Genomic DNA, 17,100 nt, shown 5'->3' with positions numbered 1-17,100 from the left:
TCCGTATCTGATAAAGGGTTCAGTTATATATAAATTGAACTAAATATGGGTGGCACCACGACCACTTCGTCCCATAAAAAGGATGAAGTGGTCTTTTTTTAGTGATTTCGCTAGAAATGCAGCTAAATAGGAACGGATTCTATATCCGTTCCTATTTCTTTGCTGTTTAAAATTATGTGAATTAAGAATTAATTTAATGAAAAAATACGGAAAATTCTGAGTATTAAATATATTTGTATAGGAGGTTGTTTGTAATGTATAACATTTCAAAGAAAGAATTTAATGAAAAAAGGGAAAGTAATAAAGCCTTTCAAGTTGTTTATGAAGAAAATTGTGATGAAATAACACCAATTTCAATATTCCTTAACTTAAGTGGTGATAAAAAATTTATTCTTGAAAGCAATTATTTTGAAAGTCCTAAAGGAAGATATTCTTTTGCAGGAGTAAATCCTTATGCAGTTGTTGAAGGTTTCAAAAATCATGTAGTTATCCATGAAAATGAAAAAATCATGGAGGTAAAATCAGATGTTTTAGCTGTTGTAAAAAAAATGATTAAAAAGTATGAAATAAAGGAAAGTAAGTATTCATTTTCAGGTGGAGCTATAGGGTACATTGGATATGACATTATAAAACAGTATGAAAGAATATCAGATAATAATCCAGATGATTTGCAAATACCAGATTCGGTGATGATGTTTTATAAAAAAATAATAGGCTATGATAACCTAAAACACAAGGTAATTTACATTTACAATGTGTTTCCAGAACATGAAATATCTTTTGAAGAAGTACAAATGGAAATACAAAATATGAGTAAGGAAATCAAAACTAATAGTGGACTGCATGACCTTAAAGAAAATAAATCGTCTGCAAATATAGTATCTAATTTTAAAAAAGAAGAGTTTTGCAAAATGGTAGAAGATGCAAAGGAATATATAGCAAGAGGGGATATATTTCAAGTAGTTTTATCTCAAAGATTTACTGCAGATACAGATGAAAATCCATTTGATATATATAGAAGGCTTAGAGGACAAAATCCATCGCCATATTTATTTTATATAGATTTTGGTGAATTTCAAATAACAGGTTCCTCGCCAGAAAGTTTGGTAAGTGTTTATAAAAATAAGGTGATAACTAATCCTATAGCAGGTACAAGACCAAGAGGAAAAGATGACGTTGAAGATTTAAAATTAAAAAATGAACTTATAAACGATGAAAAAGAAATAGCTGAGCATTCAATGCTTCTTGATCTTGCAAGAAATGATATAGGAAAAATAAGCAAGTTTGGCACAGTAAATGTGGATAAGTTAATGAAAATTGAATTATATTCACATGTTATGCACATAGTCTCAGAGGTTTCTGGAGTTCTTGGAGAAAATTATGATTGCTTTGATGCACTTAAAACTTGTATACCAGCAGGAACTGTATCTGGTGCACCTAAGATAAGAGCAATGGATATAATAGATAAACTTGAAAACACCAGAAGGGGTTGCTATGCAGGGGCAGTTGGGTATTTTTCCTTTGATGGAAGCATGGATACTTGTATAGCTATAAGGACACTTGTAATAAAAAATGGAAAGGCTTATGCACAAGCTGGTGGTGGAATTGTGTATGATTCTATACCTGAAAACGAATATGAGGAAAGCTTAAACAAATCAAAAATATTAAGGGAAGTGATATAAATGATTCTTATGATAGATAATTATGATTCCTTTACGTACAATCTTTATCAATATGTTGGAGAAATTTATAAAGATATAAAAGTGGTTAGAAACGATGCTGTGACTATAGAGGATATAGGAAAAATGGATTTAGAAGGAATAATAATTTCACCGGGGCCAGGAAAACCAGAGGAAGCTGGGATATCTATAGAAGTTATAAAAGAATTTTCAGGTATTGTGCCTATATTAGGTATTTGTCTAGGACATCAATCTATTGCAGCAGCCTTTGGCGGAAAAGTTGTAAGAGCAGACAAAATAATGCATGGGAAAACTTCGTTTATAAAGCACAATGGTAAGGATATATTTGAAGGAATAAAGGATAACCTTAAGGTTATGAGATATCATTCACTTATAGCAAAAAAGGAAACACTGCCAGAAGAGCTTGAAGTAACAGCAGAAACGGCAGATGGAGTTATTATGGGAATAAAGCATAAAGAATTCCAGGTGTATGGACTTCAATTTCATCCTGAATCATATTTTACTGAATGCGGCAGAGAAATAATTAAAAATTTTTTAGGGGGGATTTGCAATGTTAAAGGAAACAATTAAAAAAGTAACTGATTTTAAAAACTTGAGCGAAGAAGAAGCTTATGCAGCAATTAATAAAATAATGGATGGGATAGTTAGTGAAGCACAAATATCGGCGTTACTTATTGCACTTAAAATGAAAGGGGAAACGACGGAAGAAATAATAGGTGCAGCTAAAGCTATGAGAGAACATGCACTTAAGGTAAATTTAAAATCAAATTATGCTATAGACACCTGTGGAACTGGTGGAGATGGTGGAAAAACTTTTAATATTTCAACTTGTGCGGCAATTGTAGCTGCTGCCGGTGGAGTTAAGGTTGCAAAGCATGGAAATAGAGCAGTATCAAGCAATAGCGGAAGTGCAGATGTTTTAGATGAACTTAAATTTAACATAAAATTAGGAGAAGAAGAGGTAGGAAAGGCTATTGATGAAAAGGGTATGGGGTTTATCTTTGCTCAAAATTATCATAAGGCAATGAAAAATGTTGCACCTGTTAGAAAAGCTTTAGGCACGAGGACAATATTTAATATACTGGGGCCTATTACAAATCCATGTGATGTAAAAGGGCAAGTCTTAGGGGTTTTTGATAAGAATTTGACTGAAATTATTGCAACGGTACTTTTAAAACTTGGCAGGGAAAGAGCACTTGTTGTAAATGGAAGTGATGGCTTAGATGAAATAACAACTACTGGTGAAACTTATGTGTCAGAAATAGCAAATGGAGAAATAAAAAATTATATTATTAAACCAGAGGATTTCGATATAAGAAGAACAAGTCTTGAAGATATAAAAGGCGGAACGCCAAGTGACAATGCTCAAATTATACTAAAAATATTAAAAGGGGAAAAAGGTCCAAGGAAGGATATTGTAATTTTAAATAGTGCTGCGGCACTTTATGTTGGAAAGGCTGTAGATACTTTAAAAGCTGGAGTGAAACTTGCAGAAAAGCTTATTGATGAAGGAACTGCTTATTCTAAGTATAAAGAGTTGGTAGGTGAATAGAAATGATACTTGATGATATTGTACAAGTAAAATTAAAACAGCTTGAAGAGGAAAAGGCATTTATGAAGCTTCAAGAAATGAAGGAGAAGGCATTTTACTACAATGGGGTAGTTAGAAATTTTAAGGCAGCAATAAATAAGGAAAAAATATCAATAATAGCAGAAATAAAAAAAGCATCCCCATCAAAAGGAGTAATCCGTAAAGATTTTAACGTAGAAAAAATTGCAGAAGTATATGAAAAAATAGATATTGATGCCATATCTGTTTTGACTGAAAGTCAGTATTTCCTGGGAAAAGATGAATATATAAAAGAAGTTAAAGAGATTTCGTCTAAACCTGTGTTAAGAAAGGATTTTATAGTAGATGAATATCAGCTGTATCAAGCAAAGACTATAGGTTCAGATGCAGTTTTGTTAATAGCAGCAGTACTAAAAGATAGGCTTAAGTATTTTTATGAAAAAACAATAGAACTTGGACTTAATTCTATAACTGAAGTACACAATGAAGAAGAGGCAAAAATAGCGGCAGATATTGGATGCTCAATCATAGGTATAAATAATAGGGATTTGAGAGATTTTACTACGAATTTAAAGACAACGGAGAAACTTATGAAATATGTACCAAAGACTTCTATTGCTATTTCTGAAAGTGCAATTAAAAATCCAGATGACATTAAATATGTTGCAGAGACGGGAGTTAATGCTGTGTTGATTGGTGAAACTTTTATGCGTAATATAGAAAATTTAGAATTTATAAATGAATTTATAAGCCAAGCAAAAAAATAATGTCACATTATAAATCAAAAAATATCAGAAAGTTCAACAAATAAGAAATTAAAAATAATTTGTTAAAGCGAGGGATAATATGGCAAAGGTTAAAATTTGTGGCATAAAGAGAGGAGAAGATGTAGATATTGTAAATAGTTTTATGCCGGATTATGTTGGATTTGTGTTCGCTGAGAGTAAAAGAAAAGTTTCTGTTGAAGAAGCTCAAAAATTAATTTTGGGTTTGAATCCACAGATAAGAAAAGTAGGCGTTTTTGTCAATGAGTCTTATGCAAGAGTAATAAGTATTGCGAAGATTTTAAAGCTTGATGTACTTCAGTTTCATGGAGATGAGGGGAATGAATATCTAGAAAAATTTAAAACATATGAGGTATGGAAGGCTGCTAGCATAAATTCTAAAAGCGATATTGAAAAAGTAAGTTTATACAATGTAAATGGCATTGTTGTGGATAGTTTAGATGGAAATGGGAATGGTGGAACAGGAAAAAAATTTGATTGGTCTATACTTAAGAAATATAAAAATAGCATTTTAAAACCTATTTTTGTGGCAGGCGGGCTTAATGAAGAAAATATTCAAGAGTGCATAAAGGAGCTACAGCCCTTTGGTGTGGATGTTTCAAGTGGTGTTGAGTCAAATGGTGTGAAAGATAAGCTAAAAATAAAAAATTTTATTACGAAGGTGAGGAATTTTAAATGAATGGAAGATTTGGAAAGTTTGGAGGACAATATGTTCCAGAAACTATAATGAATGCAATAAATGAACTTGAATTGGAGTATAACAAAGCAATTAAGGATGAAGAATTTATAAAGGAATATAAGTATTATCTTGAAAAATATGTTGGAAGGGAAACTCCTCTATATTTTGCAGAAAATATGACAAAGGATTTAGGAGGGGCAAAGGTTTATTTAAAAAGGGAAGATTTAAATCATACGGGTTCTCATAAGTTAAATAACGCTCTTGGTCAAGTACTTTTAGCAAAAAAAATGGGAAAAAAGAAAGTTATAGCTGAAACAGGGGCAGGACAACATGGTGTGGCAACTGCAACAGCGGCAGCCTTATTTGGTATGGAATGTGAGGTTTTTATGGGTGCAGAAGATGTAGAAAGGCAGTCGCTTAATGTGTTTAGAATGAAAATTTTAGGTGCTAAAGTCAATTCAGTTAAATCAGGTTCTTGTACTTTAAAAGATGCAATTAATGAAGCTATGAGAAATTGGGTCACAAATATAGATACAACTTATTATGTAATTGGCTCTGTTATGGGACCTCATCCTTATCCAACAATAGTAAAGGATTTTCAAAAAGTTATAGGAGAAGAAACAAAGGAGCAAATGCTTAAGGCAGAAGGAAAATTACCGGATTATATTATTGCATGCGTTGGAGGTGGAAGTAATGCTGCTGGAATTTTTTATCCATTTATAGAAGATAAAAAGGTAAAACTTATTGGAGTTGAAGCAGCAGGACTTGGCATTGATACAGATATGCATGCGGCAACTCTAACAAAGGGAAGTGTAGGCATAATACATGGAATGATGACATATGTACTTCAAGATGGAGATGGTCAGATAATACCAGCCTATTCTGTTTCGGCAGGACTTGATTACCCTGGGGTTGGACCACAACACTCATATTTAAAGGACACAAATAGAGCAGCATATGAAACGGTTACGGATAAAGAGGCACTTGATGCATTTTTATATTTATCCGAGAAGGAAGGCATAATACCAGCCCTTGAAAGTTCACATGCTGTAGCCTATGCTAAGAAGTTTGTACCTACCTTGTCAAAGAATGAAGTGGTAGTTATAAACCTTTCAGGTAGAGGGGACAAGGATGTAAATACAGTAATGAATAATTTGGAGGGGAAAATTGATGAAAAATAGAATAGATTTAAAATTTGAAGAATTAAGGGAAAAAAATAAAAAAGCTATGATAGCATTTGTAACAAGCGGCTATCCTGATGTAAAAACCTCTAAGGATTTAGTTATACAAATAGCTTCAAAAGGGGCAGATATAATAGAACTTGGAATTCCATATTCAGATCCAATTGCTGATGGAGCAGTAATTCAAGTAGCTTCTTCTAAGGTACTTAAAGACGGATTGAAAATTAAAGATATAATGAAAATGGTAATAGAAATAAGGAAAAAAACAGAAATTCCTCTAGTTTATATGGTTTACTTTGGCTGCGTTTATAAATATGGTGTTGAAAAATTTATGGAAGCTTCTAAACTGGCAGGAATCGATGGAATAATAATTCCTGATCTGCCACTAGAAGAAAGAAGCAGTATAGTAAAAATTGCTGATGAGTATGGTATTTATATAATACCTCTTGTTGCACCAACTTCTGAAGATAGGATAAAAGGCATAGTTGAAGACGCAAAAGGCTTTATATATTGTGTGTCTACAAATGGAGTTACAGGAGTTAGAAATTCTATTGTAACAGATATAGAGAACTATACAAAACTTGTTTCCAAATTTACCGATGTTCCCAAGTGCATAGGCTTTGGAATATCAAATGCTGAAATGGCAAGTAAAATTAAAAATTATTGTGATGGAGTAATTATAGGAAGTGCAATAATGAAAATAATAGAAAATGAAGAAAATGCTTTAGAAAAGGTTGGAGAGTTTGTTTTAGGCGTAAATAAAGTACTATAAAACTTCAAAATAAGATGTAATTTCAAATGCTATTTTGTATTTTTTGTTACCAATTTGTATCTTTTAAGTGAACTTTGTGGTATATTTATTATAAAAATTATTTATAATGTATATTATAGCAAATGAAGGGATGTTAAAAATGCATGTAGTGGTATTTGGAATATTTGCAGTAGTACTAATGTTAATTTTGTTATCTTCTTATCGGAAATATGAATATGATAAAATGGCTATTATAGATAGAAAGTTGACGTGCCAATTGAAGGGGATGGCTATTATTTTTGTTGTACTAGCTCATATGACATTGATGTATTATTTGGATTTAAAAACAATCGGAAATTTTGGGGCAATTGGCGTAGATATTTTTTTGATATTATCTGGATATGGTATTTATAAATCTTATACAAAAAAAGGAATATGTAAACAATTTGTTGTAAAAAGATTAAAAACAATATACGTACCATTTATTATTGTTGTTTTGTTTGAAGTGCTTTGGAGATTTTATAGTGAAAATGCACATTATTCACTATATAGATTAATAACTTTTTTTACAGGGTTTGATGCAAAGAGAATACTAGATGGTACATATTGGTATATATCTTACATTATATTATGGTATTTGATATTTATTATTGTTTATAAATTTAGTAAGTATAAAATACTAAATTTAATCCTTTTATTTTATTTCGCATATTTATTTAAAGTGTCAAAATTTATAGATCCAGTAAAAGACTTATCGTGGCAGTATTCAATACATTTTATTGCATTTCCAATTGGAGTTTTAGTTGCAAGTTATGAGGGAAAAATAATAAAACTATTAGCTAATAATGTATATAAGCTTGTGATAGCTATATTGGTTGTTGGAAGCATAAGTGCACATTATGTATTTTCATATAATAGCGATTATTATTGGCTCTACAATTTTAATGTAGCAATGTTTTTTATAGTTACAGCAATTTTTTTGCAATCGTTAGGCTTTATGAGCAAATTTCTTAATTTTGTAGGGAATATATCCTATGAAATTTATTTAGTAGAAATGCAGATATTGATATATATAAATATTCCGAATTTAGTTGGTAATAAGTTCTTGGGTAATATTATTGAAATATTGTGCTGTTTTGCAGTAGGTTTTATTTTAAAGTGGTTTATTAAGGCTGTACAGAAAATAATCAGTAAGGGATTAGAAATTACTCATAATAGATTTTTGCCAAAAAGCATTTAAAACATAGCCAAATAAAGTATGGCAGATGTTTGAAAAGTCTATAACTACATTAATGAGGCTGCTGCACTAATAATTTTATATGTTGATTTAAGGCATTCAGATGTGTTTTAAATGTATAAAAATAGAACATAATATAATTGATACACAAAAATTATATTGTGTTCTATTTTTAATTTATAAGGATGTTGAAAATGCATATAGTCGCACTTGAAATATTAACGTTAGTGTCATTAGCAATATTAGTGTCTTTTCATCGTAATTATCAATATGATAATAGAGTTATTATAGATAAAAAGTTAACATGTCAATTAAAAGGAATAGCTATTATTTTGGTTTTATTAGCGCACATGACCTTGATGTGTTATTTAGATTTAAGAATGGTTGGAAATTTTGGAGCAATTGGCGTGGACATTTTTTTAATATTATCTGGTTATGGTATTTATAAATCTTATCTAAAAAGTGGAATAAGTAAAGAATTTATTATAAAAAGATTAAAAAAAATATATCTACCATTTATTATTGTTATAGGATTTGAAGTATTTTGGAGAATATATAGAGAAAATGTTCATTACACAATATTTCAATTAATAATATTTTTTACAGGATTCGATTTAAAAAGAACATTGGATGGTACATATTGGTACATATCTTTTATTTTATTATGGTATCTCATATTCTCTGTTATTTATAAAATTAGCAAAAATAAAATATTGAATATTATCCTTTTATTTTATTTTTCTTATTTATTTAAGTTGCTAAGATTTGTAGAACCAATAAGTGACCTATCTTGGCAGTATTCTATACATTTTATTGTATTCCCAGTAGGAGTTTTGATTGCAAATTATGAGAAGAAAATATTAAATTTATTAACTCAAAACGCATATAAGCTTGTGATACTGGTATTGTTTATTGGAAGTATAAGCGTACATTATATATTTTTATATAACAAGGAGTATTACTGGTTATATAGTTTGAATTTAACTATATTTTTTATGGTTATAGCAATTTTTTTACAACATTTGGGATTTGTGAGTAAACTTCTTGATTTTGTAGGTGGAATATCCTATGAAATTTATCTAGTAGAAATGCAGATACTAATTTATTTTAATTTTCCTAGTTTAGTTGGTGGTAGATTTTTGGGAAATATTATTGAAATATTAGCCTGTATTGTGGCGGGAGGAATTTTAAGAGTAATTATTAAAGCAATAGAAAGAATAGGAAGAAAGATATTTTAAGAGAGTGCAGGGTAGAAAAATGCATATTTCTTGTGGCAGATAAACATTAAGATTATAGGATAAAAATAGTTTTTCCTAAACAATGCATAATATATATGCGGAAAAATTATAACTACATAAACTAATTACGATTAAAAAAAGTATCGTAGTTTTATGTAGTTATTTTTGTATATTAATTTTAAAATAATGAAATATGTTCCAAAAAATAAAAAAATGTCATATAATATAATTGATATACAGAAAGGGGTGCTATTATGAAAAAGTTTTTTATTTGTATTTTTGTATTTTTGGTTTCAGTTATCGCAGTTAATCAAAAAACATTTGCAAAGACTCTTAAATTTAATAATTATAATCAGAAACAATTATTTTCGCAAAATCAATCATCAAATGATTTTATTGAACTTCCAGAAAAGAATAATGTAAGTTTGGATAAAATGTGGACAATAAATTTTTCATCAGATATCACATCTGACAAAATTGAAGGGATTTTAATTCAAAAGGATTCGGATTTTATTCCAGCCAATATATCAATAAGTGATAAGGATAAGATTACAGTTAAACCAATAACTCCATATTGTGCAAATTCTAATTACTGTATAAAGATATTTTTAAATAATAATAAGAAATACAAAATGAATTTTACTACAGTAAATGCCTCAAGAAATGCTGATACAGATCAAAATGGAATTAACTATATGCATGCAAGCCAGATTAGCCTTGGTGAAACTATAGATGGTTCTTTTACTAGCTCTACGTATGATGGGATTTGGTGGTACAGTAGGTGGTATAAAGTTGTGGTTGGTAAGGATTGTAACTTAAAATTAACACTTCAGCAAAATGAAAACCAACTTATATATGTATACTTATATGGTAAGAATGGTGATAATGATAATCCTATAGCAGAACATAATTATGATAGTAAGTCTATTGTAAATCTAAATCAAGGTTTAGAACCAGGTACATATTATATAAAAGTATCGGGTGAACATGAAGGTACTTTTAAAATGAATGTTGACTATGATTACAATATTTCTGAAAATGATAATGAAGATAATGACACATACTTAAATTCACAAATAATATCTGAAAATGATTCGATTAAAGGTCATTTGGGTTATGCACGTGAAGATAGCAGTGTAGACAATTCTGATTTTTACAAAGTAACTTTGGACAAAGATGGAGCATTAGATATTACATTGGAACAGGTTGATGGTAATCCGATATATTTATATCTATATGGTAAAGATGGGGATAATGGATCAGAAATTTCAGAATCAACCAAAGGTAATAATTCAGTTCAGCACATATCCAGTGCATTGGAAGCAGGAACTTATTATATAAGAGTTGCAAATGTGAATGGTAATTATGGAAGTTATAATTTAACAACAAGTTTAACTTCAAGTAGTTTGGAGAATGATGGAACTAATGATAGAACATATTTACATGCATTAAATATGAGTTTGGGGGATACAAAAACTGGACATATAGGGTATACAAATGAATTAGGAAAAACTAATGAGGATGATTGGTATAAAGTTGTATTAACTTCTGATCAAAATGTAAACTTTAATATAAGCACTGATGAGGGAGAAGATATATCTTTATATTTATTTGATAAAAATGCTGATAATGATAGTTCTATAGATGAGTCATATTCTGATGAGGGAATTACTAATTTAAGTAAAACGCTTAAAGCTGGAACGTATTATATAAAAATAAGCAGTAGTAAAGCACAAGGATATACTCTTAATATGAGTTCTAATTAGGACTATATGAAAAATACAATAAAATATTAGTATATATTAACTCAAATCTAATGTTTGGTGTGAAAAGTAAATATTAGATTTGAGTTTTTTATTTTTTATAATATTATTTATTAACAGATGTTAAAGTTTTCTCATAAATTATTATTTTTGCACTGCAATTATATCATCAAAAATGTTATAATCATGTTTAGTATTAAACATTAAGGAGAAATTTTATGGATTTTGATATTTTTAGTAACAAATTTACGAAAGAACGTGCTAGACAGCTTAACCCACTTGTACTTGCATTCATAGGTGATGCTGTTTATGAAAATTTCGTTAGGATATATTTAGTTGATAAGAACACGAATATGAATGTACATAAGTTGCATGTAAAAGCTATAGAATTTGTAAAGGCTCATGGGCAAAGCGAGTTTATGAAAAAACTTTTAGATGAATTAAATGAAGAAGAAATGAGCATATACAAGAGAGGGAGAAATACAAAATCAGCAACTTCGCCTAAAAATGCAGATATATGTGAATATAGAGCAGCAACAGGTTTTGAAGCTTTAATGGGATACCTTTATATAACAGAGCAGATGGAAAGATTAAATTGTTTTTTGAAAAAGATTATTGAAATTAAGGAGTTGGAGCAAAATGAAAATAACTAACTTTGAGCATACCGGTTTGGATAAAGTTGAAGAATTTATAAAAAAAGAAGATATAAGTGAAAATGAGCTTAGAGAATGCTTAAAGTACTCCAATGTTTATTTTATTCTTGAAGGCATTAATAGGGTACAAAGTACTTTGATTTGTGAATTAAAAGATTCATATGTGCAGCAAAGTCAAAGATATGTGACTATGAAGGAAGATTCTTTTACGCTTCCAGAGCTTGAAAAAGAAGATAGTGATAAAGCACGTAAATTAATCAATGAAGCTTTTAAGCTGTACAATAATATGTCTCAATCAAAAGAAGGGGAATTTAAAGGAAGACCTAAGGCAGAAAATTATTTATATGGAATTCCAATTGAGGATGCAAGATACATACTTCCAATGGCGGTAAAAACTAATGTAAGTGTATCAATGAGTGGAAATAAGCTTATAGATCTATTTGCACTTTTAAATGATAATAGATATACATATATATTGGCAGATATAAAAAAAGAATTAAAAAAATTTTTGCCAGCTAAATTATTAAGTTTATTGTTAGAAGTAAAAAGGGATTATAATATAAAATTAGTTGAAGGTTATTATAAAACAGAATTCGATAAAATAGATAATAATAATAATAAAATGGTATTAATTAATGCATTTAATAATTTGGATTTGAAAACTGGACTTGGAGCAATAACTAGTTCAAATGAAAAAAAACCATCAGAAGTATTGGAAAATTGGGGAGAAGAGGCACAAGAAAAGGCTAAAAGTGTAGCAAATAGAGTATTAGGATATGGACATGAAAGCATAGCAGAACAAGCAAGAACAACATTTGGAATGATGTGCAGCATGGTTACTTATCATCAGCAATTAAGACATAGACTGTCTGAAAATCATCGAGAAGAATTATCTACCATAATTAAAGATATGGAAAGGCCGGTTCAAGTACCACCAACTATAATAAAATCTAAATTTAACGATGAATTTTTAGATTTAACAAAAGAATTTAAAAACTTTAGAAGGTATATTGCCGAAAAATATAGTGAAGAAAAGGCTGTTAACTTTTTATTAAATTGTGATCAAGTGAAGCTTATAATATCTACGAATGCTAGAATTGATGTTAAAATGTTAGCAGAACGAATTTGTTTAAATGCTCAATGGGAAATAAGAGAATTATCAACAAAAAAATTAGAGATATTAAGAGAATTATCTGAGATATTATATACAAATGCTTTGCCATCATGTGTTTATGGAAAGTGTAAAGAAGGAAAACTAACTTGTGGAAAGCAAATGTTTATGAAAGAAAAATTTATGTCATAATATAGATAAAAGAATAATTAGGAGAGATTTTTATGGAAAACGAGAACATAATAGAAGGAAGAAACGCAGTTATAGAGGCGATTAAAAATGAAAAAACTATTGAACAATTATTTATAGCAAATGGTCAAAAAGAAGGATCAATAAATGTAATTTTAGCTATGGCAAAGGAAAAGAAAATAACTGTAAAATATGTCGATAGAAAAAAACTTGATCAGATGTCTCAAACAAAATCACACCAGGGTGTTATAGCAGAAACAACCCCATATAAGTATTATGAAGTTGAGGACATTTTAGAATATGCAAAAAGCAAAAACGAAGATCCATTTATAATTGTTTTAGATGAAATAGAAGATCCACATAATTTTGGATCAATAATAAGGACAGCAGAGGTATGTGGAGTCCATGGTGTTATAATTCCTAAAAGAAGAAATGTAGGTGTAACAGCTGTTGTCTATAAATCTTCTGCTGGAGCTGTAGAACATATGAGAATTGCAAAGGTAAATAATATTAATGCAGCAATAGATAAGCTTAAAGAAAACAACATATGGATTTATGGTGCTGAGATGGAAGGAAAAGATTACTGCTTTGATGCAAATTTAACAGGCGCTGCTGCACTTGTTATAGGCAGTGAAGGTCATGGAATGGGAAAATTAACGAAGGAAAAATGTGATGTACTTGTAAAAATACCTATGGTTGGTAAAATAACATCTTTAAATGCTTCTGTTGCAGGAGGAATAATAATGTATGAGATACTTAAGCAGAGGATAAAAAGAGGATAAAACCTTGAAAACAATATTTGTTGATGGATACAATGTTATTAATAGTTGGGGAGAGCTCAATAATATAAAAAATAACATAAATTTAGAAAGTGCGAGAGAAAAGCTGATTGAAATATTAGTAGATTATTGTGCTTATAAAGGATATAAGATTTTTTTGGTGTTTGATGCACATCTCATACAAGGAAATCCGGAGAAAAAGATAAAAATAACTCCTAATCTTAATGTAGTATATACAAAAGAATCGGAAACTGCAGATAGCTATATAGAAAGATATGTAAGCAAGATTGGAAGAAAAGTTGAAGTTTCTGTTGTTACCTCCGATAATTTAGAACAGCAGGTGATTTTTCAAAGAGGTTCTACAAGAATGTCATCCATGGAATTTTATGGCGAAGTAATGAATGTCAAAGCAAAGATAGATATTAGAACAGAAAAAATGAATGCAGGAAAAAAATATAATAGAGTAGAGGATAGAATATCTAAAGATATTTTTGAAAAACTAGATAAGATAAGAAAACAGAAGTAAAAAAAGGTTGACTTGTAAAAAAATTACTTGTAAAATATTTACTAGGAATATAATGGGTAAGTGATATGGTAGCTGAAAAGGTTTATCTACATGCATAGGGGGAATTTATAATTGAGTAAGGATGCAGCTATAACTAATAATGATATTGAATATGAAGATAAGTTAGATGAAGAAATAGTTATGATGGCTAAAGCAGGTGACAAGAAGTCTCAGGAATATTTAATAACTAAATATCAAAATTTTGTCAAGGCCAAGGCAAAATCATATTTTTTAATAGGTGCAGATAGAGAGGATATTTGTCAGGAGGGTATGATTGGTCTTTATAAAGCTATTAGGGATTTTAAGCCAAATAAATTATCATCATTTAAGGCATTTGCAGAACTGTGTATAACAAGGCAAATTATTACGGCTATAAAGACAGCTACAAGACAAAAACATATTCCACTAAATACTTATATTTCTCTTAATAAACCTATATATGATGAAGAATCAGATAGAACATTATTTGACGTCATATCTAGTTTGAAAGTTGCAGATCCAGAAGAATTAATTATAAGTAAAGAAGAAGTCAATAAGATAAAAACAGGGATAGGGGAAGTATTGTCAGGCTTAGAAATGGAAGTATTAATGTCATATTTAGATGGAAAATCTTATCAAGAAATAGCCTGTGATTTAGATAGAGGTGCAAAATCTATTGATAATGCACTTCAAAGAGTTAAAAGAAAATTGGAAAAGTGCTTAGAAAAAAGGTAAGTTGTGTATTGACAAAGAAATTCGTTGATAGTAAAATAAATAATTGTTACATGGTTAAAACTATGTATTTAATTACTGAATGTGCGGGAGTAGCTCAGTGGTAGAGCACTAGCTTCCCAAGCTGGGTGTCGCGGGTTCGATACCCGTTTCCCGCTCCAAAAAGTGTTGCCCATGTAGCTCAGCAGGTAGAGCGTCACCTTGGTAAGGTGGAGGTCGCCAGTTCAAATCTGGTCGTGGGCTCCAAATTACATACAACACACCGGGAACAGTTTACATGATGAAAACTTTGAATTTCATCATAAATTGGTTAACCAAAATATAAGGAGGAACCAGAAATGGCAAAGGAAAAATTTGAAAGAAACAAACCACATGTAAACATAGGAACAATAGGTCACGTAGACCATGGTAAGACAACATTAACAGCAGCAATAACAACAATATTATCAAAAGAAGGAAAAGCAAAAGCCTTCAAATATGATGAAATTGATAAAGCACCAGAAGAAAAAGAAAGAGGAATAACAATCAACACAGCACACGTTGAGTATGAAACAGAAAACAGACACTATGCTCACGTAGACTGCCCAGGACATGCTGACTATGTAAAGAACATGATAACAGGAGCAGCACAAATGGATGGAGCAATATTAGTAGTAAGTGCAGCAGATGGCCCAATGCCACAAACAAGAGAGCACATACTATTAGCATCAAGAGTTGGAGTACAATATATAGTAGTATTCTTAAACAAAGCAGACCAAGTTGACGATCCAGAATTAATCGACTTAGTTGAAATGGAAGTAAGAGAATTATTAAATGAATATGGATTCCCTGGCGACGATACACCAATCGTAGTAGGAAGTGCGTTAAAAGCATTAGAAAATCCAGATGATGCAGAAGCAACAAAACCAATAAGAGACTTAATGGCAGCAGTAGATGAATATATACCAACACCAGAAAGAGCAACAGATAAAGCATTCTTAATGCCAATCGAAGATATCTTCACAATAACAGGAAGAGGAACAGTTGCAACAGGAAGAGTTGAAAGCGGAATATTACACGTTGGAGACGAAGTTGAAATTGTAGGATTAAGTGAAGAGACAAGAAAAGTAGTAGTAACTGGAGTAGAAATGTTCAGAAAGTTACTAGATGAAGCAATGGCAGGAGATAACATCGGAGCATTATTAAGAGGTGTTCAAAGAGATGATATCGAAAGAGGTCAAGTATTAGCAAAACCAGGATCAATAACACCACACCATAAATTCGTAGGTCAAGTTTACGTATTAAAGAAAGAAGAAGGCGGAAGACATACAGCATTCTTCAACGGATATAGACCACAATTCTACTTCAGAACAACAGACGTAACAGGATCAATCCAATTACCAGAAGGAGTAGAAATGGTAATGCCAGGAGATCACATAGACATGACAGTTGAATTAATAACAAAAGTAGCAATGAGTGAAAACTTAAGATTCGCTATAAGAGAAGGCGGAAGAACAGTAGGATCTGGAGTTGTTACTACTATAGTAGAATAGTATTTATTCTATTTGAACGGATTAGGCAAAACCTGATCCGTTTGTATGCAAATTAAAAATAATAGTGAAAAAAATCACCTTATTTGAAGTACTTTATTATTTATGAAAAATATGCATTAATTTAGTTGACAAACAACTCGAATTATGATAGAATAATGAGGTAGTGCGTATTTTAAGAAAGAACAGACTTTTTTCTGCAGAACTGGGAGGTGTAGATTGTGAGAGTAAAGGTAACATTAGCATGTACAGAATGCAAGCAGAGAAATTACAACACAATGAAAAACAAGAAAAATGATCCAGATAGATTGGAAATGAGAAAATATTGTCCATTTTGCCACAAACATACACTTCATAAAGAAACAAAATAAGAAATTTAAGCCGTATTTTGTAATAACTTTTAGGATGTGAATAAAAATGGCTGCCAATGTAAAGAATGATAATATAAAAAAGTCACCCTTAAAAGGTTTCGTTGGATTCTTTAAGGACCTTATGGCTGAAACGCATAGAATTACGTGGCCTTCAAAAGAAAATACTAAAAAATCAACAATAGCAGTAGTAGTATTTTGTGCCATTTGTGTGGTAATAGTGGCAGTAATGGATTATGGCTTTAATAACCTCTTTAAGGTGATCTTTAAATAAGATGTAAGGGAGGTTAT

18 protein-coding genes and 2 tRNA genes are annotated in these 17,100 nt (G+C 30.3%); all 20 read left to right on the top strand.

Features of this window, described 5'->3' with window-relative positions:
* Positions 1–254 precede the first annotated feature (254 nt).
* The 20 genes from trpE (at position 255) to secE (ending at position 17,083) form a co-directional block, all read left to right on the top strand.
* Positions 255–1,682, top strand: coding sequence for an anthranilate synthase component I (trpE, locus tag CUEA01_RS18300; RefSeq protein ID WP_234123310.1), 1,428 nt, complete (start codon positions 255–257; stop codon positions 1,680–1,682).
* On the top strand, positions 1,683–2,270 hold the full coding sequence (locus tag CUEA01_RS18295; protein WP_234123309.1) for an anthranilate synthase component II: 588 nt from the start codon (positions 1,683–1,685) through the stop codon (positions 2,268–2,270).
* The gene (gene trpD, locus CUEA01_RS18290) at positions 2,251–3,252 is read left to right on the top strand and encodes an anthranilate phosphoribosyltransferase (RefSeq protein WP_234123308.1); all 1,002 of its coding nucleotides are present in this window, start codon (positions 2,251–2,253) and stop codon (positions 3,250–3,252) included. The genes CUEA01_RS18295 and trpD overlap by 20 nt, the downstream gene beginning before the upstream one ends.
* A gap of 2 nt (positions 3,253–3,254) precedes the next feature.
* Positions 3,255–4,037, top strand: a complete 783-nt coding sequence (trpC, locus tag CUEA01_RS18285) for an indole-3-glycerol phosphate synthase TrpC (RefSeq protein WP_234123307.1) — start codon at positions 3,255–3,257, stop codon at positions 4,035–4,037.
* Between the two features lie 79 nt (positions 4,038–4,116).
* Positions 4,117–4,734, top strand: coding sequence for a phosphoribosylanthranilate isomerase (locus CUEA01_RS18280; protein ID WP_234123306.1), 618 nt, complete (start codon positions 4,117–4,119; stop codon positions 4,732–4,734).
* Positions 4,731–5,915 carry a tryptophan synthase subunit beta gene (gene trpB, locus CUEA01_RS18275; RefSeq protein WP_234123305.1) on the top strand — a complete coding sequence of 395 codons (1,185 nt, stop codon included), beginning with the start codon at positions 4,731–4,733 and terminating at the stop codon, positions 5,913–5,915. The genes CUEA01_RS18280 and trpB overlap by 4 nt, the downstream gene beginning before the upstream one ends.
* On the top strand, positions 5,905–6,687 hold the full coding sequence (gene trpA, locus CUEA01_RS18270; protein ID WP_234123304.1) for a tryptophan synthase subunit alpha: 783 nt from the start codon (positions 5,905–5,907) through the stop codon (positions 6,685–6,687). Before trpB ends, trpA begins: the two co-directional genes overlap by 11 nt.
* Before the next feature lie 106 nt (positions 6,688–6,793).
* Complete coding sequence (locus CUEA01_RS18265) at positions 6,794–7,906, top strand: acyltransferase family protein (RefSeq protein WP_234123302.1); 1,113 nt, start codon at positions 6,794–6,796, stop codon at positions 7,904–7,906.
* Between the two features lie 191 nt (positions 7,907–8,097).
* Positions 8,098–9,141 (top strand): acyltransferase family protein, encoded by a 1,044-nt coding sequence (locus CUEA01_RS18260; protein ID WP_234123300.1) that lies wholly within the window; start codon positions 8,098–8,100, stop codon positions 9,139–9,141.
* 254 nt (positions 9,142–9,395) lie between these two features.
* Positions 9,396–10,907 carry a PPC domain-containing protein gene (locus CUEA01_RS18255; RefSeq protein WP_234123298.1) on the top strand — a complete coding sequence of 504 codons (1,512 nt, stop codon included), beginning with the start codon at positions 9,396–9,398 and terminating at the stop codon, positions 10,905–10,907.
* A 215-nt stretch (positions 10,908–11,122) separates the two neighbouring features.
* Positions 11,123–11,557 (top strand): Mini-ribonuclease 3, encoded by a 435-nt coding sequence (locus CUEA01_RS18250; RefSeq protein ID WP_234123296.1) that lies wholly within the window; start codon positions 11,123–11,125, stop codon positions 11,555–11,557.
* Entirely contained in the window at positions 11,544–12,860 is a 1,317-nt protein-coding gene (locus tag CUEA01_RS18245; protein ID WP_234123294.1) for an FAD-dependent thymidylate synthase, read from the top strand. The genes CUEA01_RS18250 and CUEA01_RS18245 overlap by 14 nt, the downstream gene beginning before the upstream one ends.
* 32 nt (positions 12,861–12,892) lie before the next feature.
* Positions 12,893–13,639 (top strand): 23S rRNA (guanosine(2251)-2'-O)-methyltransferase RlmB, encoded by a 747-nt coding sequence (rlmB, locus tag CUEA01_RS18240; protein ID WP_234123293.1) that lies wholly within the window; start codon positions 12,893–12,895, stop codon positions 13,637–13,639.
* 4 nt (positions 13,640–13,643) lie between these two features.
* Positions 13,644–14,162, top strand: coding sequence for an NYN domain-containing protein (locus CUEA01_RS18235; RefSeq protein ID WP_234123292.1), 519 nt, complete (start codon positions 13,644–13,646; stop codon positions 14,160–14,162).
* A 111-nt stretch (positions 14,163–14,273) separates the two neighbouring features.
* Complete coding sequence (gene sigH, locus CUEA01_RS18230; protein ID WP_234123291.1) at positions 14,274–14,915, top strand: RNA polymerase sporulation sigma factor SigH; 642 nt, start codon at positions 14,274–14,276, stop codon at positions 14,913–14,915.
* A gap of 83 nt (positions 14,916–14,998) precedes the next feature.
* A tRNA-Gly gene (locus tag CUEA01_RS18225) sits at positions 14,999–15,073 on the top strand.
* 9 nt (positions 15,074–15,082) lie between these two features.
* Positions 15,083–15,158, top strand: a tRNA-Thr gene (locus CUEA01_RS18220).
* Between the two features lie 92 nt (positions 15,159–15,250).
* Complete coding sequence (tuf, locus tag CUEA01_RS18215; protein WP_234123273.1) at positions 15,251–16,444, top strand: elongation factor Tu; 1,194 nt, start codon at positions 15,251–15,253, stop codon at positions 16,442–16,444.
* A gap of 218 nt (positions 16,445–16,662) precedes the next feature.
* Positions 16,663–16,812 (top strand): 50S ribosomal protein L33, encoded by a 150-nt coding sequence (gene rpmG, locus CUEA01_RS18210; RefSeq protein ID WP_234123290.1) that lies wholly within the window; start codon positions 16,663–16,665, stop codon positions 16,810–16,812.
* 46 nt (positions 16,813–16,858) lie between these two features.
* The gene (secE, locus tag CUEA01_RS18205; RefSeq protein WP_234123289.1) at positions 16,859–17,083 is read left to right on the top strand and encodes a preprotein translocase subunit SecE; all 225 of its coding nucleotides are present in this window, start codon (positions 16,859–16,861) and stop codon (positions 17,081–17,083) included.
* The last annotated feature ends 17 nt before the right edge of the window (positions 17,084–17,100 follow it).

The organism is Clostridium hydrogenum, from assembly GCF_021432385.1.
GTDB lineage: Bacteria > Bacillota > Clostridia > Clostridiales > Clostridiaceae > Clostridium_S > Clostridium_S hydrogenum.
The sequence above is the reverse complement of the archived record's forward strand: the minus strand, read 5'-3'. Positions and strand labels throughout refer to the sequence as shown.

Bases quoted from the DNA above. Each gene is read 5' to 3' on its own strand.
- CUEA01_RS18250 (WP_234123296.1), top strand. From the start codon at position 11,123: ATGGATTTTGATATTTTTAGTAACAAATTTACGAAAGAACGTGCTAGA.
- CUEA01_RS18280 (WP_234123306.1), top strand. From the start codon at position 4,117: ATGGCAAAGGTTAAAATTTGTGGCATAAAGAGAGGAGAAGATGTAGAT.
- trpE (WP_234123310.1), top strand. From the start codon at position 255: ATGTATAACATTTCAAAGAAAGAATTTAATGAAAAAAGGGAAAGTAAT.
- secE (WP_234123289.1), top strand. From the start codon at position 16,859: ATGGCTGCCAATGTAAAGAATGATAATATAAAAAAGTCACCCTTAAAA.
- tuf (WP_234123273.1), top strand. From the start codon at position 15,251: ATGGCAAAGGAAAAATTTGAAAGAAACAAACCACATGTAAACATAGGA.
- trpD (WP_234123308.1), top strand. From the start codon at position 2,251: ATGTTAAAGGAAACAATTAAAAAAGTAACTGATTTTAAAAACTTGAGC.
- trpC (WP_234123307.1), top strand. From the start codon at position 3,255: ATGATACTTGATGATATTGTACAAGTAAAATTAAAACAGCTTGAAGAG.
- rlmB (WP_234123293.1), top strand. From the start codon at position 12,893: ATGGAAAACGAGAACATAATAGAAGGAAGAAACGCAGTTATAGAGGCG.
- trpB (WP_234123305.1), top strand. From the start codon at position 4,731: ATGAATGGAAGATTTGGAAAGTTTGGAGGACAATATGTTCCAGAAACT.
- CUEA01_RS18255 (WP_234123298.1), top strand. From the start codon at position 9,396: ATGAAAAAGTTTTTTATTTGTATTTTTGTATTTTTGGTTTCAGTTATC.
- trpA (WP_234123304.1), top strand. From the start codon at position 5,905: ATGAAAAATAGAATAGATTTAAAATTTGAAGAATTAAGGGAAAAAAAT.
- CUEA01_RS18245 (WP_234123294.1), top strand. From the start codon at position 11,544: ATGAAAATAACTAACTTTGAGCATACCGGTTTGGATAAAGTTGAAGAA.
- CUEA01_RS18265 (WP_234123302.1), top strand. From the start codon at position 6,794: ATGTATATTATAGCAAATGAAGGGATGTTAAAAATGCATGTAGTGGTA.
- CUEA01_RS18295 (WP_234123309.1), top strand. From the start codon at position 1,683: ATGATTCTTATGATAGATAATTATGATTCCTTTACGTACAATCTTTAT.
- CUEA01_RS18260 (WP_234123300.1), top strand. From the start codon at position 8,098: ATGCATATAGTCGCACTTGAAATATTAACGTTAGTGTCATTAGCAATA.